The following is a 22,440-nucleotide window of genomic DNA, read 5'->3' as shown; positions in this document are numbered from 1 at the left end:
ACCCTAGGCACGCCGCACCGTCTCCCCCGCCGCACCCCTGCCCCCGCGCCGTCCCCGCACGGCGGACGCCGGGCTCCGGCCACCCCTCTCGTACGTATGGAACGCCGACCAGCACACCGCGAGCCCCAGCCCGAACACCGGCAACCAGGCCACGCGGGCCAGGACCCAGCCGAATCCGTCCGGCGCCGTGTGCAGGCCGGGCAGCGGACTCCCGGCCGGCAGGCCGAGCGCGGTGACCGCCATCATTGCCGTCTGGTGCCAGAGGAATATCGTCATCGCGGACAGGTTCACGACGGCCACCGCCGTCCACGCCGCGGGCCTGCGCAGCCACCATCCGAGGGGCTCCCGCAGCAGCACCGCCAGGCCGCACTGGGCGACGCCGAAGGCGACGGCGGCCAGGGTCGGCGGGTCGAGGTTCGACACCGTGGCGCCCGGCACGCCGACCATCGAGGCCGGATAGCCGGCCCACAGGACGAGCCCCGCGGTGGCCGCCGCCCCGCCCACCAGCAGCACCCGCCCCGCGTTCCGCGTCAGCTCGCCCCGCGACCAGGCCGCGCCCAGCGTGTACGGCACGAGCCAGCCCGCCGCCACGTTCATCCAGCCCAGCCAGGCGGGGCCGCCGAAACCGAACCGCACCAGGTCCACGTGGAGAACGACGGCCAGCGGCCACAGCGGGTTGAGCCGCCGCACCAGCGGCGTGGCGGCGGTGAGCGCCGCGTAGACCAGCAGGAACCACAGGGGCGAGAGCGCCGGCTTGACCAGCGTGTGGACGGTGGCCGGGTCCGCGCCCGAGAGGAGCAGACCCGCGGTGGCCGCCGTCCACAGCGCGAGGACGGCGGCGACCGGCCCGAAGAGTCGGCCGAGCCGGGCGGCGAGCCACGCGCGGTACCCGGTGCCGCGCTCGCGCGCCGCCGCGTAACCCTTCGCCGCCACGAACCCGCCCACCAGGAAGAACACGGCCAGCGTCTGGAACACCCAGGAGATCGGGGCGAGCCACGGCATGCCGCTCAGCGGGCTCGCCGTGTGCAGCGTGCCGCCGTCCGGGACCAGGGCGGTGACCAGCCAGTGGCCGCCCACCACGCCGAGAATGGCGAGGGCCCGCAGGGCGTCGACGGCGCGGTCCCTGCCGGGCGGTGTGGCGGCGTCCACACGCCGGACGAGGGCGGACAGGCGGTGCTCACGCATGAGTGACCTCCGTCGCGTCGCCGCGCACGATGCGTGCGAGATTGCCGAGCGGGACCGAGCCCGGCTCCAGGTAGTCGCTGTGGCCGCCGCCGCCCGCCGCGAAGACGCGGGCGCCGAAGCCGTCGGAGACCGGGTCGGTACCGAAGCCGACGGTCGTGCCGAAGACGTCGGCGCTGGTGTGCGGCACGTCGGCGATCCAGTCGCCGGAGCCGCGCCCCGCCCAGATCCGGGCCCGGGTGTGCAGGTCGGCGGCCCGGTCGACGCCGGTGCCGGGGCTGCCGTAGAGCGCGATGTCGGCGACGTCCAGGACGCGCGGGCCCGTCGCGGCACTGGCGCACACCACCGAGCCGTACGAGTGGCAGAGCAGGGACACGCGCGCGTGGGCGTTGATTCCGTGGAGCTCGCCGACGAAGGAGCGCAGGGCGGGCGCGGCGCCGTCCGCGCGGCCCGTGGTGAGGACGGCGGGGCTGACGGTGCCCGGCGTCTCGTACCCGAGCCAGGCCACGACCGCCGTGCCCCGTCCGGGTGCCGCGTGCCGGTCGAGCTCGGCGCGCAGCGCCAGGGCGCCGGAGCGCAGCCTGCCGTACGAGTCGAGGGACGTGTCCGACCCGGGTACGAGGACGGCGACGCGGTCCGCGTCCGCCAGGTCGCCGAACACCTCGGCGGTGCGGCCGGTGCCGCGTCCGTCGAAGGCGAGGAACTGCCGGTGCGGGGAGGCCATGGCGCGCAGGGCCGCGGCCCGGTCCTTCGCGCCGTACCGCGCCGCCTGGGCCGCAGCCTCCGTGGCGTTGGCCCGGTTCGCCGCGTACGCGCCGGGGAGGGTCGCCGCCGTGACGCGGCCGAGGGAGGCGGGGGCGGGGGCCGGGATCTCCGGGCGGGCGGCGCCCGACAGCGGGACCACCACGGCGGCGGCGACACCGAAGGACAGCAGGGTGCGGCGCAGCCGCCCGGCCCGGAACCTCATCACGTCCTGCCTTTCCGCTGGTTCGCGGGCCGGCGTTCCGACTCGCGCTCACGGAAAGGAAGTTATGGATCGGTCTCTGTAGCCCACATCACGCTGGGGTATACAGCGGCACGTAGCTCTCAGGTATTACGGGTGTCCCGGGGCCTCACGGGTGATCAACCCGTGGTCGTCGGAGCGCAACGGACGGGCTCGTCAGAACGCGAGTTGCGCGATCTCCTCCGCGACGACCGCGCACGCGTCCGCCGCCGGGTCGATCAGCGGGAAGTGCCCCACGTCCTCCAGGAGCGTCAGGCCCACGACCTCGCCCGCCTGGGCAGCCGCGTCGGCGTACGCCTCGGACACGGCCTGCGGCACGACGATGTCGGTGCGGCCCTGCACGACGGTCGTGGCGATGCCGGTGGGGAGCAGCGCGGCCGGATCGGCGTACGGCAGCCGCTCCTCGAAGCGGGCCGCGCCGCCCAGGAGTTGCGCGGACGCGCCGCCGCAGACCTCCAGGGCCTCGGCGGTGCGGAAGTCCGCGATCGGCGCGAGCGCGACGACGCCGCGCAGCGGGGCGGGCCGGTCGGTGCGCCAGGGCGCGTCGGCGGGCAGCAGGTGGCGCGCGGCCACCCACAGGGCGAGGTGCCCGCCGGCGGAGTGCCCGGTCACGACGGTGCGGCGCGGGTCGGCCGACGGCAGCGCGTCCCGTACGAGCGCCGGGAGCGCGTCGAACGCGGCGGCCACGTCGTCGAAGGTCTCCGGCCAGCGCCCGGCGACGGGGCTCTTGCCGCCCTGGGCGGGGATCGGGCTGCCCCTGCGGTACTCGATGTTGGCCACCGCGAAGCCGCGGCGGGCCAGGAAGTCGGCGAAGGGGGTGACGTGCTGCCGGTCGTAGGGCGCACGCCAGGCGCCGCCGTGCAGGACGACGACGAGGGGGGCGGGGCGCGGTGTGTCGCCCCGGGGGGCGTAGAGGTCCACGACCTGGTCGGGGTGATCGCCGTACGCGACGGTGGCGTCCGGCTTCACGGCGGGATGCGAGAAGGCGGCTTCGGCCTCGGCGGCATCGCGGGCCACGGCGGCGTCGTCCGTCATGCGGCAACCTCTCCACAGCAGTGCGGCTGGCGTTCGGGCCCCCGCCCTCCCGGCCTACGGAAGAGTGGGGGCAAGATCCGCCGGACGCTATCAGGCCAGCGTGCGCGCGAGGACATGAGCCGCCCGCTCGGCGTCGGCGAAGGAGACGTACAGCGGCGTGAATCCGAACCGCAGCACGTCCGGCGCGCGGAAGTCCCCCACCACGCCCTGCTCGACGAGCCGCTTCATGACATCACCCGCCCCCTCGCAGCGCAGCGCGACCTGGCTGCCGCGCTCGGCGTGTGCGGCCGGGGTGAGGGACTCGACGCGGCCCGTCGGCACGTACGCCCCGACGCACCGCAGGAAGAAGTCCGTCAGGGCGAGGGACTTGGCGCGGACCGCGTCGATGGACACGCCGTCCCAGGCGTCGAGGGACGCCTCCAGGGCGAGCATCGACAGGATGTCCGGCGTGCCGACACGGCCGCGCAGCGCGCCGTCCGCAGGCTCGAACCCGGGCCGCATACCGAAGGGTTCGGCGTGCGAGTTCCAGCCGGGCAGCGGCGAGTCGAAGCGGGGCTGAAGGGCTTCGCGCACGTAGAGGTACGCGGGCGAACCCGGGCCGCCGTTCAGGTACTTGTAGGTGCAGCCCACCGCGAGGTCCACGCCGTGTTCGTCCAGGCCGACGGGGAGGGCGCCCGCCGTGTGGCACAGGTCCCAGACGACGAGGGCACCCGCCGCGTGGACGGCCGCCGTGAGGCCCGGCAGGTCGTGCAGGCGGCCGGTGCGGTAGTCGGCGTGGTTGAGCAGGACGGCGGCGGTGCGGTCGCCCAGGACACCCGGGACGTCGGCGGGCGCCACCGGGATCAGACGGCAGCCGGTGAGGCGGGCCGCCGACTCCGCGATGTACCCGTCCGTGGGGAACGTCGTGGCGTCGACGACGATCTCGTCGCGCCCCCCGGACAGGGCGGAAGAGCTGTCGGGTTCCCGCGCGATGCGGACGGCGGCCACCAGCGCCTTGAACACGTTGACGCTGGTGGAGTCGCCGACGACGATCTGGCCGGGGGCCGCGCCGACGAGCGGCGCGATGCGGTCGCCGATGCGCTCGGGCGCCGTCCACCAGCCGCTCTCGTCCCAGGAACGGATGCGGAGCCTGCCCCACTCGTGGGTCATGACCTCGGCGAGGCGGCCCGGGACGTTCGCGGGCAGGGCGCCCAGCGAGTTGCCGTCCAGGTACACCGTCTCGTCGAGCACGAACTCCTTGCGCTTGGCGGCGAGTTCGTCCTTGCCGTCCCGTACCGCCGCCTCGGCCCGCAGCTGATCGCGCACGTCAGACATGGCTCCTCGCAGTCCACAGCTCGGGGAACACGTTCTTCGTGGCGCGCTTCTCCAGCCACGCCACGCCCGCCGAGCCGCCCGTGCCCGTCTTGGAACCCATGGCGCGGCGGGTGGCGACGAGGTGGTCGTTGCGCCAGCGCCAGACCAGCTCGGCGACGTCCGTGAGCGTCTCGCCGAGCCGCGCCAGGTCGGCGTGCTCGTCACCGGAGTAGAGCTCGGTCCAGACGGCCTCGACCTCCGGCGACGGGTCGTAGCGCTTGGTCAGGTCGCGCTCCAGGACGGACGCGGGTATCGCGTGGCCGCGGCGGGCGAGGAGGCCGAGCACCTCGTCGTACAGGCTCGGCTCGTGCAGCGCCTTCTCCAGCTCCGCGTGGACGCGGGGCGCGCCGCGGTGCGGGACGAGCATCGACGCGGACTTGTCGCCGAGCAGGAACTCCATGCGGCGGTACATCGCGGACTGGAAGCCCGACCCCTCGCCGAGGGCGCCGCGGTACGAGTTGAACTGGGCGGGCGTGAGCTGGGCGAGCGGGCGCCAGGAGGCGTTCAGGGCCTCCAGCTCGCGCAGGCTGCGCTTGAGCGCGTTCTGTGCGGTGGGGATGTCGTCGCGGCGCAGGGCGTGCGCCGCGGTCTCCCACTCGTGGACGATCACCGTGAACCACAGCTCCATGACCTGGGTGGTGACCAGGAAGACCATCTCGCCGGGGTCGTCCGAGCGCAGGTGCTGCAGATGGGTGAGGACGTCCGCCTGCACGTAGTCCTCGTACGGGGTGGTGCCCGCGAAGTCGAGGTTCGGGCTCTCCACCTCGCCTGCCTCGGTGGACGCCGCGTGCTCCGCCGGGGACGCCGCGCGCTCCTCGGGGGCTGCCTCATGCGTCTTGGGGGACATCACTGTCTCCTCGATACGTACTCCGGGTAGCGGTCCGCCCCTGCCGTTACCGGCACGGGGGCCCCGGTCCCCACGGGAATCTTCTGCAACTTTCCCGGAATCGGCAAGGCACACTCAGGCCGGACAGCAGCTAAACGGTGACACCACTTTCCTCGGCCCCTGACTCCGCGCCCGCGTGACCGCGGCGCCGCTCCCGGCAGGCGCGCAGATGGGCGGCGTTCCCGCAGCCGCGGACCGAGTGCCAGACGCCGCTGTTGTTGCGCGAGCGGTCGTAGAACGCGGCGGAACAGGCCGTGTTGCGGCAGATCTTCAGGCGGCGCCAGGTGCCGGACGCCTGGGCGAGCAGCCCCTCGGCGAGCACGGCGGAGGCCAGCCAGCGCGCGCCCGCACCCTCCGGCTCCAGGGTGAGGGTGCCGTCGCCCGCGAGCCCGACGACGACCGGCGCCGAGGTGAACCGCACGGCTTCCCCGCCGCAGTCGCCCGCGGCGAGCGCGCGCCGCACCTGGTCGCGCAGGCAGCGCAGCTTCGGCAGGTCGTCCGCCGACAGCGTCAGGCGCACGTCACCCCGCCCCGTCCCGGCCCCCCAGCCGCGCACGGCCGGGTCGGCCCACCCCTGGGCGCGGTCGAGCGCTCCGTCGGCGAGCAGGTCGACGGAGTCGGGGCGGTCGGCGGGCGCGGTGTTCAGGAGGTCCTGGACAAGGGCGAGACCGCCGGGCGCGGGGGTCAGACCGAGACGCTCGGTCGCGGGCCAGTTCATGCGTCCACGGTACTAGCCCCGCGCTCACCACCCTCCGAAATGACACGACCAAAACTCTTACACTGCTGTCGCGGGGCGTACGATGGCCGCATGACTGCCACGGATACCGCCACCTCGCGCGCCGCCCGCCTCCTCGGCCGCCCCTTCGACATCAACGGCCTCAGCCTGCGCAACCGCATCGCCATGGCCCCCATGACCCGTGAGTTCTCCCCGGACGGCGTGCCCGGCGCCGACGTCGCCGAGTACTACGCGCGCCGTGCGGCGGGCGGCGTCGGCCTGATCGTCACCGAGGGCACGTACGTCGACCACGACTCGGCGGGCGGCAGCCACCGCGTCCCCCGCTTCCACGGCGAGGCCGCGCTCGCGGGCTGGCGGCGCGTCGCCGAGGCGGTGCACGCGGCGGGCGGCAGGATCGTCCCGCAGCTGTGGCACATCGGCACGGACCGCGACCAGGGCCAGGGCCCGGTCCCCGCCGCCCCCTCGGTGGGCCCCTCCGGCCTCGGCCTGGACGGCGACACCAAGGGCCACACGATGACCGGCGCCGACATCGACGACGTCATCAAGGCCTTCGCGGACAGTGCGGCCGCCGCCGAGCGCATCGGCTTCGACGGCGTCGAACTCCACGGCGCACACGGCTACTTGATCGACCAGTTCCTCTGGAGCCGCACGAATCGACGCACCGACGGCTACGGCGGCGACCTCGCGTCCCGCACCCGTTTCGCCGCAGAGATCGTCGAAGCGGTGCGCGCCGCGGTGTCCCCGTCCTTCCCCGTGATCTTCCGGCTCTCGCAGTGGAAGGCGTACGCGTTCGACGCGAAGCTCGCCACGGACCCGGCGGAGCTTGAGGCGCTGCTCGCCCCGCTCTCCGCCGCGGGCGTCGACGCGTTCCACGCCTCCACGCGACGCTACTGGCTCCCCGAGTTCGAGGGCGACGACCTGAACCTCGCGGGCTGGGTCAAGAAGCTCACCGGCAAGGCCACGCTGTCGGTCGGCTCGGTCGGCCTCGACAAGGAGTTCGTCGGCCCGCAGGGCTTCGCCAAGGAGTCCGCGTCGACGGGCATCGATCTGCTCCTCGACCGCATGGAGCGGGACGAGTTCGACGTCATCGCGGTGGGCCGCGCCCTGATCGCGGACCCGGAGTGGGCGAACAAGGCGCTGACGGACCGCCTGGACGAGGTGACCCCCTACGACGCGGGGATGCTGCGCAGGCTGGCCTGAGGGGGACCGGCGCCGGGGATGGTTTCAGCCCGTCCGGCGATTGAGGGCGAGGCCGTTCAGGCCGATGCGAGGGTCCGGGGGCGGAGCTCCCGCGACAGGGGCCCCGGGGTGGCAGCACCCCGGGGCCTGCGCCCACGTCAGCCGAGCGTCTTCGCCGCCGTCTCCGACGAGTCACGCAGGAAGCCCGCGCAGCGCTCGTACTCCTCCTGCTCGCCGATCGACTGCGCCGCCCGCGCCAACGCGTGCAGCGCGCGGAGGAAGCCGCGGTTGGGCTCGTGCTCCCACGGCACCGGGCCGTGGCCCTTCCAGCCGCTGCGGCGCAGGGCGTCGAGCCCGCGGTGGTAGCCCGTACGGGCGTACGCGTACGACTCGACGACGCTGCCGCGCTCATACGCCTCGTCGGCGAGCTGCGCCCAGGCGAGCGAGGACGTCGGGTACTTCGCGGCGACGTCGGCGGGCGCCGCACCGTTCGCGAGCAGCTCGCGCGGCTCGGGGTCGTCGGGCAGGTGGGTCGGGGGCGGTCCCCCGAGCAGATCCTTGTGAATGGCCATGGGCTCAAGTCTGCGCCATACGCGTACGGGCCCGGCACCCAGGGAAGGGTGCCGGGCCCGTAAGGAACCGCGAGGGCTACTTCAGCTTCGTACCCGTGGAGCGCAGGTTCGCGCACGCCTCGGTGACACGCTTGGCCATGCCCGCCTCGGCGGCCTTGCCCCAGGTGCGCGGGTCGTACGTCTTCTTCGAGCCGACCTCGCCGTCGACCTTCAGGACACCGTCGTAGTTCTTGAACATGTGGTCCGCGACGGGACGCGTGAACGCGTACTGCGTGTCCGTGTCGAGGTTCATCTTCACGACGCCGTTCTCCAGCGCCGTGGCGATCTCCTCGGCGGTGGAGCCGGAGCCGCCGTGGAACACGAAGTCGAAGGGCGACTGCTTGCCGTACTTCGCGGCGACGCCCTCCTGGAGGTCCTTGAGGAGCTCGGGGCGCAGGACGACGTTGCCCGGCTTGTAGACGCCGTGGACGTTGCCGAAGGACGCGGCGAGCAGGTAGCGGCCCTTCTCGCCGAGGCCGAGGGCCTCCGCCGTACGCAGCGCGTCGTCGACCGTCGTGTACAGCTCGTCGTTGATCTCGTGCGTGACGCCGTCCTCCTCGCCGCCGGTCGGGGTGATCTCGACCTCAAGGATGATCTTCGCGGCGGCGGCCTTCGCGAGCAGCTCCTGGCCGATGGCCAGGTTGTCGGCGAGGGTCTCGGCGGAACCGTCCCACATGTGCGACTGGAACAGCGGGTTCCGGCCGGCCTTGACGCGCTCGGCGGAGACGTCGAGCAGCGGGCGGACGTACCCGTCGAGCTTGTCCTTGGGGCAGTGGTCGGTGTGCAGCGCGACCGTGATGTCGTACTTCGCGGCGACGATGTGCGCGAACTCGGCGAGGGCGACCGCGCCGGTCACCATGTCCTTGTTGTGCTGGCCGCCCAGGAACTCCGCACCACCGGTGGAGATCTGGATGATGCCGTCGCTCTCGGCCTCGGCGAAGCCGCGCAGGGCCGCGTGCAGGGTCTGCGAGGACGTCACGTTGATCGCCGGGTAGGCGAACTTGCCTGCCTTCGCCCGGTCGAGCATCTCGGCGTAGACCTCGGGGGTTGCGATGGGCATGTGTCCGCTCCTTGTGATGTGCGGGTGTGTGCTTGGCCCTGACCTATGGGGGCGACGTCATCGTCGCCCCCATCTTTCCAGACGCGGCCCTCAGTCCAGGCCGAGGTCGTCCTTCGAGTACGCGAAGAGGTAGGGCACGCCCGCGCCCTCGGTGATCTTCTCGCCGGCGCCGGTGGCCCGGTCCACGATGGTGGCGACGCCGACGACCTCGGCGCCCGCCTCGCGGACGGCCTCGACGGCGGTCAGCGGCGAGCCGCCGGTGGTGGAGGTGTCCTCGACGACCAGGACGCGGCGGCCCTTGATGTCGGGGCCCTCGACGCGGCGCTGCATGCCGTGCGCCTTGGCGGCCTTGCGGACGACGAACGCGTCCAGGCGCTTGCCGCGGGCGGCGGACGCGTGCAGCATCGCGCCGGCGACCGGGTCGGCGCCCATGGTCAGACCGCCCACGGCGTCGAAGTCCAGGTCGGCGGTGAGGTCGAGGAGGACCTGGCCGACCAGGGGGGCGGCCTCGCCGTCGAGGGTGATCCGGCGGAGGTCGATGTAGTAGTCGGCCTCCAGGCCGGAGGAGAGCGTCACCTTGCCGTGCACGACGGCCTTGTCCTTGATCTGCTGCAGCAGCTCGCCGCGTACGTCAGTCATGCCTATGAGCTTAAAGCCGACGCCAGGTCCAGGTCGTCGCCGTCTCCAGCGGCTCGATGGGCGTGACCAGGCGCGGGTCGGTGTTGAGGCCGTTGGGCGGGCCCGTCTGGGGCTCCACGCAGACCGCGGCGTCCTGCTCGTCGTAGACGACGACCCACGGCTCGCGGCTCTTGACGTTCACGGCGATCCGGCCGGGCCAGGTCAGGGTCACGTCGACGCCGTCGGGCATGCCGAAGCAGTCGTCCCAGGGGCCCGGCCGTACCTCGACGCGGCGGCCGGTGGGCAGGTGGTCGTCGCCGCGCTCCTCCTGCCAGGCGGCGTCGAAGTCGATGCGGACGGGCTCACCGCCGTCTTCCAGGACCCGGTTGAACCAGGGGTGCCAGCCGGCCTGCGCGGGGAACGAGTCGCCGTACGTCTCGACGCCCATCCGCAGCGTCAGGCCGTCCTCGGTGAGCTCCACGATCTGGGTGACGCGGCCCGGGTAGGGCCAGGGGTCGGTCAGGTCGTACGTGAAGACCGCCTCGGTCTTCGACGTCCTGGCCGTGCGCCACTCGGCGTCGCGCGCGAAGCCGTGGATGGCGTGGGGCGGGGAGTTCAGCGGCATCTGGTGGACGGCGGCGCCGTCGCGGAACCGTCCGTCGGCGATCCGGCCGCACCAGGGCACCATCGGGAAGCAGCCGTACTTCTTCCCCTGGCGCAGCAGCTCGACGCCGCCGACGCGCAGACTTCCGATGCGGCAGCCGTTGCCCGGCTGCACCGTCACTTCCGCGTCGCCCGCGGTGAGGGTCACGTCTTCGGTACTCACGGGGCCGAGCCTATGACGTGGACGGTCACCGGCGACGGCGCAGGGCCCGGCCGACGACGATCGCCGAGGCGAGGGCGAGGGCCGCGGCGGGCGCGGCCCAGCGGAGCGTGGCGCTGGCGGCGAGGGACTCGGGGGCGGGCGCGGGCGCGTACCGGCCGCGGGGCGGGGCGTGGTCGACCTCTTCGGCGCTGCGGCCGATCATGGTGCGGCGGGCGTGGGCGGCCTCGGCGGGCGGTACGCCGATGGTCTCCAGGTCCTCCAGGTCCTCGATGGTCTCCAGGTCCTCGATGTCGTCGACGTCGTCCAGAACGTTCGTGTCGTCGAGGTTGATGCCGTCGTCGTCCACGTCGTCGAGGTCGTCCACACCGTCGAGGTCGTCGTCGACGTCGCTCAGCGGGTCGAGGGACGGCGGCGGCACCTCGGCCTGGAACACGGTCACCGTGTGGGTCGGGGGTGCCTCCGGCTCCTCGGGCGCCGTGTCGGGCGGCGCCCCCGCGCCGAGCGCCTCGGCGAACCGGTCCAGGAGCCGGCGCACCGCGGACTCCACGGCCTGTGGAGAACCCTCGGTGATCCGCCCGTCGGCGGTCGCGCTCCCGCCGAACACGAGGTTCGTGCCCTCGGGGACCGGTTCGAGCCGCACGGTCAGCGTGAACTTCACGGTGCCGGAGCCGCGCACCTCCTCGCCCTCTGCCTCCAGCGCGTACGTCCCGTCCTTGCGGGCTTCGGTACGCGCCGAGCCGCGGTAGGTGATCGAGTGCCCGTCGACGCGGACTTTCAGGCGCCCGGAGAGCGGCCCCGCCGTCTCCCCCTCGCCCCCTTCGTCGCGCTGGAGTCCGGGCACCGCCCCGGCGACCCTCTCGGGGTCGGCGAGGACCTGCCGGAGCCGCTCTGCGGAGACCGGGACGAACACCTCATGCTCCATGGCAATTGAGCCTACCCACGTGTCCGCCACCATGTGCGACAGTTCGCCGGTCCGTGTACGTCAGTTCGCGTAACGCGGATGCATCAGGGTGGACGGCGCGAGACCCCGCTGCCGCGTCAGCTCGGCCGCGGGCTCCCCGGCGCGCACCACCGCGGAGCCCGCCGCCCTGCGCAGGACCGGGCGGGTCCGCGAGGCCAGCACGAAGCCCCAGTCGCGGGGCGCCGTCGGCCCGCCCGCCGTGCGGTCGGGCCCGGGGGCGAACCCGGACTCCCTGCCGCCCACGCGGTACGCCACCGTCCGCAGCCCCGCCGCGCGCAGCGTCGCCTCGACCGTCCAGAAGACGCGGGGCCTGGTCGCCAGGGGCCCCGCGTGGACGGCGAGGCGGCCGCCGTCGGCGAGGACGCGGGTGGTCAGGCCGTAGAACTCCTGGGAGTAGAGCTTCGTGCTGGGGGTGATGCCGGGGTCGGGCAGGTCGGAGATCACCACGTCGTACCGCGTGCGGGCCAGGCGCAGCCAGCGGAACGCGTCGGCGTGGACCACGCGGACGCGCGGGTCGCGGTAGGCGTGGGCGTTGAGCTCGCTGAGGGCCGGGTCGTGCCGTGCGAGGTCGACGACGCCCGTGTCGAGTTCGACGACGTCGACGCGGCGCACACCGGGGTGGCGCAGGACCTCGCGCGCCGCGAGGCCGTCGCCGCCGCCGAGGATCAGCACGCGCGCGTGGCGCCCACGCATCGCGGGGGCGACGAGGCCGCGGTGGTAGCGCGCCTCGTCGCGTCCGCTGATGCGCAGGCGGCCGTCGAGGAAGAGGTCGAGGGAGCCGAGGCGCCCGCCGGTGAGGACGACTTCCTGGACGTCGGTCTGCACGGCGACCCGCACGTCCCTGCCGTACACGGCGCGCCGGGCGGCCCGCTCGAAGTCGTCGACGAGCACGGCGGCGGAGGCGAGCAGGGACAGGACGACGACGTTGACGGTGAGGAGCACCCAGCGGGCACGGACGCTCAGGTCCTGTCTGAACAGGCCGAACACGAGCGCGCCGCCCGCGATGGCGTTGACGGATCCGGTGAACAGGGCGCCCGTCAGCTGTCCGAACAGCGGCAGGAGCAGGAAGGGGAAGGCGAGCCCGCCGACCAGCGCCCCCACGTAGTCGGCGGCGAACAGGTCGGCGACGGCGCCGCCCGCGTCCTGCCTGCGGATGCGCTGGATGAGCACCATGAGGAGCGGCACCTCGGCGCCGATGAGGATGCCGATGGCCAGGGAGAACGCGACCAGCAGATAGCGCGAACCGCCCGCCCACAGCTCGTCCCTGCCGCCGGACCACGCGAACGCCGCGTACAGCACCATGGCGCTGCACCCGCCGACCAGCGCGAGGACCGATTCGAGGAGGCCGAACCAGGCGGACGCGTGGTGCCTGAGCCGTTTGGCCAGGAGCGAGCCGATGCCCATGGCGAAGACCATCACGGAGAGCACGACGGACGCCTGGGTGACCGAGTCGCCGATCAAGTACGCCGCGAGGGCGACGAGTTCCAGTTCGTAGACGAGACCGCAGGCAGCGCAGACGAATACGCCCGCGAGGACGAGGAAGCGTCCCGTCCGGGGCGAGACCGGCAGGCGCACCGTCGACTCGATCACGCCTGGAACGCTACGTCACCGCACGCTCACACCGGGTCCCCCACATGGGTGTAAACGGGGGTGCGCACCCCCACCCGTGTACGGGTCGCGACGAGTTGGCCCTCCTGCGGGTACGCGTGCCACGTACGCCACATCAGGGATCCTTCGTGCCGCTGCGCGAGGAGCGCGGTGAACGCGTGCGGGCTGCCGGGGAAGACGCCCGCGAGTCCGTGCGGGTGCTCCGCGACGAGAGCGAGCAACTCCTGCGCCCGGCCCGCGAACTGACCGTGCGAAAGGGTTTCCACCCGCGCGGCGAATTCGTACTCCCATTCGCCGACGCGCTTGGATACGCCGAGCGGCAGCGGCGTACTGCTGCCGGGGATACAGGCCACCGTCTCGGAACAGCCGCCCCGCTCCTCCTCCAGGAGGACCTGGTGCGACGCTCCGAGGAGCCTCAACTGCATTCTCGCGTCGTCCAGTTCGAGGTCGAGGGTGGCGAGCGCGGGCAACGGCTCGCGCCCCAGGGCCCAGGCGAGATCCGCGGCGCGCGTGTCGGTATAGCCAGTCTTCAGGGTCGTGAGCATGGGTCGGCTCCGCTAACACGCAATGGAGGTGGGGCCGGCGCACCCGGAAGAGGCTCCGGGCGGTCGGTATGCCGGCTCGTGCCCACGAGAACGTCTTACGGGTTTCCAGAAAGCTGTCCGTAAAACCTGCGCCGGTCCGAGAGACCTGCGCCGGTCGGCGAAACCTGTACCGGACGTCCGAGGGCGGTGCTGACGTTTAAGAGGGAATCATGGTCGGCGACACTGCCACAGCACTTTTACCCAACTACGTGTGGTTTCCATCCCCATGAGGGCCACACAGTTCAACTGTTCAGTACAGCCACATGGCACCACACAGAAACGCCCGGCGGGGGTTTGAGTCGCCCCGCCGGGCGTTTCCGTGGAACCGGTGGACCAGCTGCCCCGTGTCAGCTGCCTCCGCCGCATCCGCCCCCGCCGCCTCCGCACGAGGAACCACCGCCCCCGCAGGAGGACCCGCCTCCGCACGAGGAGCCACCGCCGCACGAGGACCCGCCGTCGTGCCCGCCGCTCCCGTGACCGCTCCCCGCCCACCAGCTGCCGCCGCCCGCGGAACCGGACGCCGCCCCCGAACCGCTCCACCGCGCCCGGTTCCCGCGCCGGCCGCGTCCCCCGTAACCGACCGCCGCGACCAGGGCGAGCACGAGCACCGCCACGAAGACGAAAGCCACGAACATGGCCCCCACACTCCTTCCGTTCCCCCGAAGCCGGTCCCCCCGTGGGCCGTGCTCCGTGCGTGACAGGGGGATGCCCCTGCCCGCACCGGCGCAAAGCAGAGTTGAGGAACTCCAGAGGTTCGGCGCAGGATGGCGGCCATGACCTCCACTTCCGGGAGCGGGCGCCCGCTGCTCAACCGTCGCCTCGCCGAGTTCGGTACGACGATCTTCGCCGAGATGTCCGCCCTCGCGGTGTCCACGGGCGCCATCAACCTGGGGCAGGGCTTCCCGGACACCGACGGCCCCGAGGCGGTCCGCGAGGCGGCGGTGCGGGCGCTGCGCGACGGGCGCGGCAACCAGTACCCGCCGGGGCCGGGTGTGCCCGAGCTCCGCACGGCGATCGCCGAGCACCAACTCGCCCGGTACGCCCTCTCGTACGACCCCGACCGCGAGGTCCTCGTGACGGCGGGCGCGACCGAGGCCATCGCGGCGTCGCTGCTCGCCCTCGTCGAGCCCGGCGACGAGGTCATCGCCCTTGAGCCCTACTACGACTCGTACGCCGCCTCGATCGCCCTCGCCGGCGGCACCCGCGTCCCGGTCACGCTGCGCCCCGGCGACGGCCGCTTCCGCCTCGACCTGGACGAACTGCACGACGCGGTCACCGACCGCACCCGCCTGATCCTCCTGAACACCCCGCACAACCCGACCGGCACGGTCCTCACCCGCGCCGAGCTCACCGAGATCGCGCGCCTCGCGGTCGAACGCGACCTGCTCGTCGTCACCGACGAGGTCTACGAACACCTCGTCTTCGACGACGCCGAACACATCCCGCTCGCCACGTTCCCCGGCATGCGCGAGCGCACGGTCAGCATCGGCTCGGCGGGCAAGACGTTCTCGTTCACGGGCTGGAAGGTCGGCTGGGTCACCGCGTCGCCGGAGCTGGTCTCGGCGGTCCGCTCCGCGAAGCAGTTCCTCACCTACGTCGCCTCGGGCCCGTTCCAGTACGCCGTGGCGGAAGCGCTCGCCCTCCCCGGCTCCTACTTCGACGACTTCCGGGCGGACATGCGCGCCAAGCGGGACCTCCTGAGCGAGGGCCTGACGGCGGCGGGCTTCGACGTCTATCGGCCGGCCGGCACGTACTTCGTCACGACCGACATCACCCCGCTCGGCCTCGCCGACGGCGACGGCTTCGCCTTCTGCCGGGCGCTCCCGGAGCGGGCCGGCGTCGTCGCCATCCCCAACGCGGTCTTCTACGACCACCGGGACGCGGGCGCGCCGTTCGTGCGGTTCGCGTTCTGCAAGAAGACGGCGGTTCTGGAGGAGGCGGTGACGCGGCTCAAGTCCCTGGCGGGCTGAGGCTCACCGAACGCCGAGAGCCCGGCGGAGTGGGCTGTACCCCACTCCGCCGGGCTCTCACGCGCGTACGGGCGGCCCTCAGGCCTCGTCGTCGCCCGGCTTGGTCTCCCCCTCGGCGGAGTCGACCTCGGACTCCAGGCCCAGCTGCTCGACGAGCCAGCGGTCGAACTCGATCGCGGCGCGCACCCAGCTGACGGTCGACGACACGAAGTGCTCCAGCGAGACGCCGGTGCCGATCAGCATCTGGGCCTCACCGATGAGGCGGACCGTGCCGTCGTCGTGCGTGTGGCTGTAGACCTTCGGCCACAGCGTCCGGCGGTTCCAGTCGTCGATCGACTCGAGAAGCCGCTGCTTCTCCTCGATCTGGTGCGGCCGGTCGTAGAACGTCCGCACCGAGAAGACCTGCTGGTCGTCCTCGCCCCGGAACATGAAGTACGTACGGAACTCCTCCCACGGCGCCGCGAGGTCACCCTCGTCGTCGACGACGTGCTTGAGCTCCATCTGGTCCAGGAGCTGCTTGACCAGGTCCTGGTCGGGGACGACGGGGCCCGCCGGTCCTGCGCCCTGCTGCGGTTCGGGCTGTCCCCCGAAATTCGGAATCGAGGACGGGTCGATGCTCACGTACTTTGTCCCTTCGTATGGATGGGCCCATCCTCTCTCAGGAGGGGGCCCCCGGGGCAAGCCCGGCCCCTCGTCTGCCGGGTTTCTGCCGTTCGCCGTCTGCGGACAGGCCGTGCGAGGACGGACCACTGCCCGCAGACGGGCACCTTGCGCCCCGGGCGGACGGGATGCCGCCTACAACGACTTGCCCGTGGGGGAACCGGACGCCGGGCCCACGATCAGGCCGTCCTCGAAACGGTCCACGCGGACCACGTCGCCGTCCTTCACCTCACCCGCCAGAATCTCCTTGGCGAGCCGGTCACCGATGGACGTCTGGATGAGGCGCCGCAGCGGTCGCGCCCCGTACGCGGGGTCGTTGCCCTCGTCCGCCAGCCAGGCCAGCGCCTCGGGCGTGACGTCCAGCGTGAGCCGCCGCTCTGCCAGCCGCTTCGCGAGCCGGTTGATCTGCAGCTCCGCGATGTGCGCCAGCTCGTCCTTGGTGAGCGCGGAGAAGACGACGAGGTCGTCGAGCCGGTTGAGGAACTCCGGCTTGAAGGAGGCCCTCACCACCTCCAGGACCTGCTGCTTCTTCTCCTCCTCTGAGGTGAGCGGCTCGACCAGGTACTGGCTGCCGAGGTTGGACGTCAGGACGAGGATCGTGTTGCGGAAGTCGACCGTCCGCCCCTGCCCGTCGGTGAGCCGCCCGTCGTCGAGCACCTGGAGCAGCACGTCGAAGACCTCGGGGTGCGCCTTCTCGACCTCGTCGAGGAGGACGACGCTGTACGGGCGCCTCCGCACCGCCTCGGTGAGCTGGCCGCCCTCCTCGTACCCGACGTACCCGGGCGGCGCGCCGACGAGACGGGCGACGCTGTGCTTCTCGCCGTACTCGCTCATGTCGATGCGGACCATGGCCCGCTCGTCGTCGAAGAGGAAGTCCGCGAGGGCCTTGGCCAGCTCCGTCTTGCCGACGCCGGTCGGGCCGAGGAAGAGGAACGAGCCGGTGGGCCGGTCGGGGTCGGCGATCCCGGCGCGCGTGCGCCGCACCGCGTCGGAGACGGCGCGTACCGCCTCGCCCTGCCCGATGAGCCGCTTGCCGAGCTCGTCCTCCATGCGCAGCAGCTTCTGCGTCTCGCCCTCCAGGAGGCGCCCGGCGGGGATGCCGGTCCAGGAGCCCACGACGTCGGCGATGTCGTCGGGGCCGACCTCCTCCTTGACCATCGTGTCCTTGGACTGGGCCGCCGCTTCCTCCTCGGCCTCGGAGGCGGCTTCGAGGTCGCGTTCCAGGGCGGGGATCTCGCCGTAGAGGAGCTTGCTCGCCGTGTCGAAGTCGCCGTCGCGCTGGGCGCGCTCGGCCTGGCCGCGCAGCTCGTCGAGCTTCTCCTTCAGCTCACCGACGCGGTTGAGGGACTGCTTCTCCTTCTCCCAGCGTGCGGTGAGCCCGCGCAGCTCCTCCTCCTTGTCGGCGAGGTCGCGCCGCAACTTCTCCAGACGCTGCTTGCTCGCCGGGTCGGTCTCCTTGCTGAGCGCGAGCTCCTCCATCTTGAGCCGGTCGACGGCGCGCTGGAGCTCGTCGATCTCGACGGGCGAGGAGTCGATCTCCATGCGGAGCCGGGACGCGGCCTCGTCGACGAGGTCGATGGCCTTGTCGGGCAGGAAGCGCGAGGTGATGTACCGGTCGGAGAGCGTCGCGGCGGCGACGAGCGCGCTGTCGGCGATCTGGACCTTGTGGTGGGCCTCGTACCGTCCCTTGAGCCCGCGGAGGATCGCGATGGAGTCCTCGACGCTCGGTTCGGCGACCAGGACCTGCTGGAAGCGGCGCTCCAGGGCCGGGTCCTTCTCGATCCGCTCGCGGTACTCGTCCAGGGTGGTTGCGCCGACCATGCGCAGCTCGCCGCGGGCGAGCATGGGCTTGAGCATGTTGCCGGCGTCCATGGCGGAGTCCCCGCCGGCCCCGGCGCCCACGACGGTGTGCAGCTCGTCGATGAACGTGATGATCTGCCCGTCGCTCTCCTTGATCTCGGAGAGGACGGTCTTGAGGCGCTCCTCGAACTCGCCGCGGTACTTCGCGCCGGCGACCATGGCGCCCAGGTCGAGGGAGACGAGCCGCTTGTTCTTCAGCGACTCGGGGACGTCCCCCTTCACGATGCGCTGTGCGAGCCCCTCGACGACGGCGGTCTTGCCGACGCCGGGCTCACCGATGAGAACGGGATTGTTCTTGGTCCGCCGCGACAGCACCTGCACGACGCGCCGGATCTCCTGGTCCCGCCCGATGACCGGGTCGAGCCTGCCCTCGCGGGCCGCGGCGGTGAAATCGGTGCCGAACTTCTCCAGGGCCTTGTACTGGCCCTCGGGGTCGGGTGTCGTCACCCGGCGCCCTCCCCTGGTCTTCTCGAATGCGTCCAGCAGCTTCCTGCTGCCGGCTCCGTGCTCGGTGAGTACGTCACCCGCCCTGCCACCCTTGGCCGCGATGCCGATGAGCAGGTGCTCGGTGGAGAGGTAGTCGTCCCCGAGCTCCTTGGCGCGCTGTCCGGCGTCCGCGACGACGGCCAGCAGGTCGCGGTCGGGCTGCGGCGGCGCGACGGTGGACCCCGTCACGCTGGGCAGCGCGGCGAGCACCCGCTCGGTGTCCGCGCGGACGGCGGCCTGATCGGCGTCGACCGCGGCGAGCAGGTCGACGATGTTCTCGTTGTCCTCGCCCTCCAGCAGCGCGAGCAGCAGATGAGCGGGGGTCAGGTCGGGGTGACCGTCCTTGACCGCACGGCTGGTGGCCGCGTTGATCGCGTCCCGGCTCCTGTTGGTCAGCTCGGCGTCCACGCGTGTCTCTCCTCCTTACGGGGTCCGGCTACAGGGCCCGGCACTCTCCCGGGTCCTGACTTGTCCAACGTACACAAAGTTGAGTCTATTCCACTCAAGGGAGCCCCGGAAAGTCCGGGCGGCCTACGGGCGGCTAAGTTCCGCCCCATGGCACCCACGACACCTTCGACACCCGACACCCCTCCGAGCCGGCGCATCGACCTCTCCGCCCCTCCCGAGCCCTACCTCAGCTTCTGGCGGGAACGGCGCGTCTGCACGTTGACGACCCTGCGCCCGGACGGCACGCCGCACGTGGTGCCGGTCGGCGTGACGTACGACCCGGAGGCGCGGGTCGCCCGGGTCCTCGCCCGCAAGACGAGCCGCAAGGTCGCGCACGTCCTGGCGGCGGCGGGAACGGAGGGCCCCGGGGCGCGGGTGGCGGTCTGCCAGTTCGAGGGCAGGCGCTGGGCGACGCTGGAGGGGCTCGCGGAGATCCGCACGGACCCGGCGGAGATAGCGGAAGCGGAACGCCGCTACGAGGAGCGCTACGGGCGGCGCCCGTCCCCGAACCCGGACCGGGTCCTGATCGAGATCAGCCTGACGGCTGCGCTGGGCAAGGTCTGAGTACCCGGGCCCTCCCCCGCTACACACCACAGCGGCGCCACCGTGTTCAGGTCCACGGTGGCGCCGCTGCTGGGGGAAGTACCTGCGCGATTTACAACGACGGGGGAATCGCGTCAGGCACTGCGGGGGGTGGCTGTGATGTTGTCCGGGACGCTCACGGCGTCCGGGTCCTGCTGGCCCTGCTGCCCGACCATCTGGTGGTCGCGCCGGTCGAGATTGACGAAGACCATCCCGTACCGAATGGCACACCGCACGGGCTGGGGCGCCCCACGGGGCCGCCGCAGGCACCGGTAGGCCCGGATCTCCTCCTCGTCGTCACGGGTGACGACGATCGGCTCCCCGAGCAGGGTCACCATCAACGAGTCGCCGCGGTGGGGGATCGCGGTCACAAGGTCGATGAAGTGCCATCCGGATCGATAGGCGGTGGCCATTTCACGACGGAAAGTGCGGTCGTCGGGAGGGGTGCTCATGCCGCGCCTCCCTTGGGAACGGACGACCAAATGACATCGCCTTTACCGCCGGACGCCCATACGACGTCCCCCTTGGCGGAAGAGCTCCAGATGACATCCTGGGTCGTCACACCCGACTCCGACGCGTGCGTTGCAGCGGCATCGGCGTCCGAGAGCGCATCGAGACCACTGAAGGCGCTGGCAGCCAACCCAACGGAGAAGGCACAGACAAGTACCGAGCGAAGCATTCCCTTGCGCATAGCGGGCTTCGTCCTCACTTCCATAGCGACTCTCCCCCGGCCTTCAAAGACGATGGCTCATTCAGCCATGCGAACACCACAGGACCGATGCATCATGTTCCTGCACGTTCAGGACCCTGGGGGGTGGAGCTATGACAACAAACAGCCCAATTAGGGCACATCCACACGCCATGGCCGAACTATGTGACGCGGGAAAGCGGCTCTACGCCACGGCGCTGCGGGCCGGACGCATCCGGCGAGCGGAAGCGGAAGCCGCTCCCTGCCTGATGGAGTTCGCTCTTCTCGATCCCGATCCCGACGACGCCGAGTGGCTCCGCCCCGTTCCGCCGACGTCTGCCCTCGCGCAGCGTCTTCGGCCCATCGAGCGGGAGATTCAGGAGCGGAGGACCCTCGCGAACGAACTCTCCGACACTTTCGAGCCATTTATGGCCATCAGTGCCCAGGACCGGCCCGCCGTGCATTCGATCACCGTCCTGGAGGGCGGGAGTCGCATCAACGCGGCCATACAAGTCGCGATAGCCGAGTGCCAGTCGGAGGTCATCACGGTGCAGCCCGGCGGGGGCCGCAGCGAGGAGATCGTCACCGAAGCCGTGAAGCAGAGTCAGCGCATCCTCGACCGCGGCATCCGGATGCGGACGCTCTACCAGCACACCGCGCGGCACAGTCAGGCCACCATCGCCTATGCCGAGCACATGCGGCAAGGGAAAGTCGAGGTGCGCACTCTCGAGGAGCTCATCGAGCGGTTGATGATCTTCGACAGAACCGTCGCCTTCATCCCGGCCCGCGAAGACCGCCAGGCAGCCCTCGAGCTCCGCCACCCGGGGCTCGTCCAGTACCTGGTCAACGTCTTCGAGCAACTCTGGCAGCGAGCGGCCCCCTTGCTCGAGGAGGCGCCGTACGCTCCGTCGACCGACGGCATCACGGGAGTCCAGCGCTCCATAGCCAAACTCCTCGTGGAGGGCCACGTCGACGAGGCGATAGCCCGGCGGCTCGGGATGAACGTCCGTACCTGCCGCGCCCACATCGCCAAGATCGCCGCCGCTCTCGGCAGCGGCAGCCGCGCCCAGCTCGGCTATCTGATCGCCCAGTCGGGCATCCTCGACCCGGGCCACCCGAAGTGACCCCCGAACCCCACTCCCACGGCCGGACGAGCTGTGCGAGGCGGGTTCGGAGTTGTACGCACGTGCCCTGCGGGAGCGTCACGTACCGCGTGAGGACGCCGAACCCACGCCGTGCCTGGTCCGGTTCGGGCTGCTGCGCCCGGACCCGGAGGACCCCGCCCGGCTCCGTCCCGCCCCGCCCGCCGTCGCCCTGCCCCGGCTCCGCGAAGCCCTCCAGGAACGCATCACCCGGGAAATGCGCCGCCAGACACGTCTGGCCGAGCAGTTCGCACCACTGATGACGATCGCCCGCGACGGCCGGACACCGGTCACGGACCCTTCCGTCACCGTCCTGAACGGAATCCCCCGGATCCAGCAGGCCGTCGCCGAAGCGCTGGACTCCTCCAGCCGGGAGTCGCTCGCCATCCAGCCGGGCGGAGTCCGGCTGGCCGAAGGGCTGGAACAGTCGCGCCCGATCGCACAACGCCTTCTCTCCAGGGGTGGCCGGATGCGCACTCTGTACCAGCACACGAGCCGGCACTCACTGCCCGTCCTCGCCCACTACGAACGGCTGCGGGGGGACAGGGAGGTCCGCACCCTGGACGAGGTGACCGAGCGGCTCTTCATCTTCGACCGGAGAGTGGCGTTCATCCCGGCGAACAAGGACCGCAGCAAGGCACTCGAACTCCGGAACCCCGTCCTCATCGACTACCTCGTCAGCATCTTCGAGCGCCTGTGGCGCCTGGGCACCCCGATGTTCCCGCAGACCGCACAGCTCCCCTCGGACAACGGCATCACCACCCGCCAGCACGCCATCGCGAGTCTCCTCGTCGAAGGTCTCACCGACACCGAGGTCGCCGAACGCCTCGGCATGAACGTACGCACCGCCCGCGTCCACATCGCCAAACTCGCCGCCGCCCTCGGCAGCAACAGCCGCGCCCAACTCGGCTACCTCATCGGGCGGTCCGGGGTGCTGAACCGGGACAACGGCGCATAGAATCA

Annotated in this window: 22 protein-coding genes; 5 read left to right on the top strand and 17 right to left on the bottom strand. The window is 72.0% G+C overall.

The window, feature by feature from the left end:
- Positions 1-3 precede the first annotated feature (3 nt).
- The 6 genes from DEJ47_RS19925 to DEJ47_RS19900 form a co-directional block, all read right to left on the bottom strand.
- Positions 4-1,185, bottom strand: coding sequence for an acyltransferase family protein (locus DEJ47_RS19925; protein ID WP_150170212.1), 1,182 nt, complete (start codon positions 1,183-1,185; stop codon positions 4-6).
- The gene (locus DEJ47_RS19920; protein ID WP_150170210.1) at positions 1,178-2,149 is read right to left on the bottom strand and encodes an alpha/beta hydrolase; all 972 of its coding nucleotides are present in this window, start codon (positions 2,147-2,149) and stop codon (positions 1,178-1,180) included. Before DEJ47_RS19920 ends, DEJ47_RS19925 begins: the two co-directional genes overlap by 8 nt.
- Before the next feature lie 192 nt (positions 2,150-2,341).
- Positions 2,342-3,220, bottom strand: coding sequence for an alpha/beta hydrolase family protein (locus tag DEJ47_RS19915; protein ID WP_150170208.1), 879 nt, complete (start codon positions 3,218-3,220; stop codon positions 2,342-2,344).
- A 90-nt stretch (positions 3,221-3,310) separates the two neighbouring features.
- Positions 3,311-4,534 carry a kynureninase gene (kynU, locus tag DEJ47_RS19910; protein ID WP_150170206.1) on the bottom strand — a complete coding sequence of 408 codons (1,224 nt, stop codon included), beginning with the start codon at positions 4,532-4,534 and terminating at the stop codon, positions 3,311-3,313.
- Entirely contained in the window at positions 4,527-5,420 is an 894-nt protein-coding gene (locus tag DEJ47_RS19905; protein WP_150170204.1) for a tryptophan 2,3-dioxygenase family protein, read from the bottom strand. Before DEJ47_RS19905 ends, kynU begins: the two co-directional genes overlap by 8 nt.
- A 130-nt stretch (positions 5,421-5,550) precedes the next feature.
- A complete protein-coding gene (locus DEJ47_RS19900) occupies positions 5,551-6,177 on the bottom strand; it encodes a CGNR zinc finger domain-containing protein (RefSeq protein WP_150170202.1) in 627 nt (208 codons plus the stop codon).
- Between the two features lie 90 nt (positions 6,178-6,267).
- Between DEJ47_RS19900 and DEJ47_RS19895 the strand changes: the two genes are divergently transcribed.
- Positions 6,268-7,395 (top strand): NADH:flavin oxidoreductase, encoded by a 1,128-nt coding sequence (locus DEJ47_RS19895; RefSeq protein ID WP_150170200.1) that lies wholly within the window; start codon positions 6,268-6,270, stop codon positions 7,393-7,395.
- Positions 7,396-7,532: 137 nt separating this feature from the next.
- On the opposite strand, the gene DEJ47_RS19890 is transcribed toward DEJ47_RS19895, so the two are convergent.
- The 8 genes from DEJ47_RS19890 to DEJ47_RS19855 form a co-directional block, all read right to left on the bottom strand.
- Positions 7,533-7,946 carry a DUF3151 domain-containing protein gene (locus DEJ47_RS19890; protein WP_150170198.1) on the bottom strand — a complete coding sequence of 138 codons (414 nt, stop codon included), beginning with the start codon at positions 7,944-7,946 and terminating at the stop codon, positions 7,533-7,535.
- 76 nt (positions 7,947-8,022) lie between these two features.
- Positions 8,023-9,045, bottom strand: coding sequence for a class II fructose-bisphosphate aldolase (gene fbaA / locus DEJ47_RS19885; protein WP_150170196.1), 1,023 nt, complete (start codon positions 9,043-9,045; stop codon positions 8,023-8,025).
- Positions 9,046-9,135: 90 nt separating this feature from the next.
- Positions 9,136-9,684 carry an orotate phosphoribosyltransferase gene (pyrE, locus tag DEJ47_RS19880; protein WP_062774598.1) on the bottom strand — a complete coding sequence of 183 codons (549 nt, stop codon included), beginning with the start codon at positions 9,682-9,684 and terminating at the stop codon, positions 9,136-9,138.
- Between the two features lie 10 nt (positions 9,685-9,694).
- Positions 9,695-10,489: an aldose 1-epimerase gene (locus tag DEJ47_RS19875; RefSeq protein ID WP_150170194.1), complete on the bottom strand. Its 795-nt coding sequence runs from the start codon at positions 10,487-10,489 to the stop codon at positions 9,695-9,697.
- Positions 10,490-10,514: 25 nt separating this feature from the next.
- The gene (locus tag DEJ47_RS19870; RefSeq protein WP_190415470.1) at positions 10,515-11,411 is read right to left on the bottom strand and encodes an SRPBCC family protein; all 897 of its coding nucleotides are present in this window, start codon (positions 11,409-11,411) and stop codon (positions 10,515-10,517) included.
- 60 nt (positions 11,412-11,471) lie between these two features.
- Positions 11,472-13,040 carry a polyamine aminopropyltransferase gene (locus DEJ47_RS19865; protein ID WP_150170190.1) on the bottom strand — a complete coding sequence of 523 codons (1,569 nt, stop codon included), beginning with the start codon at positions 13,038-13,040 and terminating at the stop codon, positions 11,472-11,474.
- Positions 13,041-13,066: 26 nt separating this feature from the next.
- Positions 13,067-13,603 (bottom strand): DUF2617 family protein, encoded by a 537-nt coding sequence (locus DEJ47_RS19860; RefSeq protein ID WP_150170188.1) that lies wholly within the window; start codon positions 13,601-13,603, stop codon positions 13,067-13,069.
- Between the two features lie 386 nt (positions 13,604-13,989).
- Entirely contained in the window at positions 13,990-14,277 is a 288-nt protein-coding gene (locus tag DEJ47_RS19855) for a hypothetical protein (protein ID WP_190415468.1), read from the bottom strand.
- Between the two features lie 129 nt (positions 14,278-14,406).
- Between DEJ47_RS19855 and DEJ47_RS19850 the strand changes: the two genes are divergently transcribed.
- Positions 14,407-15,612 carry a pyridoxal phosphate-dependent aminotransferase gene (locus tag DEJ47_RS19850; protein WP_150170186.1) on the top strand — a complete coding sequence of 402 codons (1,206 nt, stop codon included), beginning with the start codon at positions 14,407-14,409 and terminating at the stop codon, positions 15,610-15,612.
- 78 nt (positions 15,613-15,690) lie between these two features.
- Here DEJ47_RS19850 and DEJ47_RS19845 read toward each other — a convergent pair whose 3' ends face one another.
- Positions 15,691-16,233 carry a YbjN domain-containing protein gene (locus DEJ47_RS19845; RefSeq protein ID WP_150170184.1) on the bottom strand — a complete coding sequence of 181 codons (543 nt, stop codon included), beginning with the start codon at positions 16,231-16,233 and terminating at the stop codon, positions 15,691-15,693.
- Positions 16,234-16,407: 174 nt separating this feature from the next.
- Positions 16,408-19,026, bottom strand: a complete 2,619-nt coding sequence (clpB, locus tag DEJ47_RS19840; protein ID WP_150170183.1) for an ATP-dependent chaperone ClpB — start codon at positions 19,024-19,026, stop codon at positions 16,408-16,410.
- Between the two features lie 147 nt (positions 19,027-19,173).
- Here clpB and DEJ47_RS19835 point away from each other — a divergent pair, with 147 nt between their 5' ends.
- Positions 19,174-19,629: a pyridoxamine 5'-phosphate oxidase family protein gene (locus tag DEJ47_RS19835; RefSeq protein ID WP_161235341.1), complete on the top strand. Its 456-nt coding sequence runs from the start codon at positions 19,174-19,176 to the stop codon at positions 19,627-19,629.
- A 113-nt stretch (positions 19,630-19,742) separates the two neighbouring features.
- Here the strand turns inward: DEJ47_RS19835 and DEJ47_RS19830 are convergent, their stop codons facing one another.
- The gene (locus tag DEJ47_RS19830; protein WP_150170179.1) at positions 19,743-20,099 is read right to left on the bottom strand and encodes a hypothetical protein; all 357 of its coding nucleotides are present in this window, start codon (positions 20,097-20,099) and stop codon (positions 19,743-19,745) included.
- 370 nt (positions 20,100-20,469) lie between these two features.
- Here DEJ47_RS19830 and DEJ47_RS19825 point away from each other — a divergent pair, with 370 nt between their 5' ends.
- Complete coding sequence (locus tag DEJ47_RS19825) at positions 20,470-21,459, top strand: helix-turn-helix transcriptional regulator (protein ID WP_150170177.1); 990 nt, start codon at positions 20,470-20,472, stop codon at positions 21,457-21,459.
- A 52-nt stretch (positions 21,460-21,511) separates the two neighbouring features.
- On the top strand, positions 21,512-22,435 hold the full coding sequence (locus tag DEJ47_RS19820; protein ID WP_223828414.1) for a helix-turn-helix transcriptional regulator: 924 nt from the start codon (positions 21,512-21,514) through the stop codon (positions 22,433-22,435).
- Positions 22,436-22,440 lie beyond the last annotated feature (5 nt).

Origin of the sequence: Streptomyces venezuelae (assembly GCF_008642355.1) — a bacterium.
GTDB classification, from domain to species: domain Bacteria; phylum Actinomycetota; class Actinomycetes; order Streptomycetales; family Streptomycetaceae; genus Streptomyces; species Streptomyces venezuelae_B.
The sequence above is the reverse complement of the archived record's forward strand: the minus strand, read 5'-3'. Positions and strand labels throughout refer to the sequence as shown.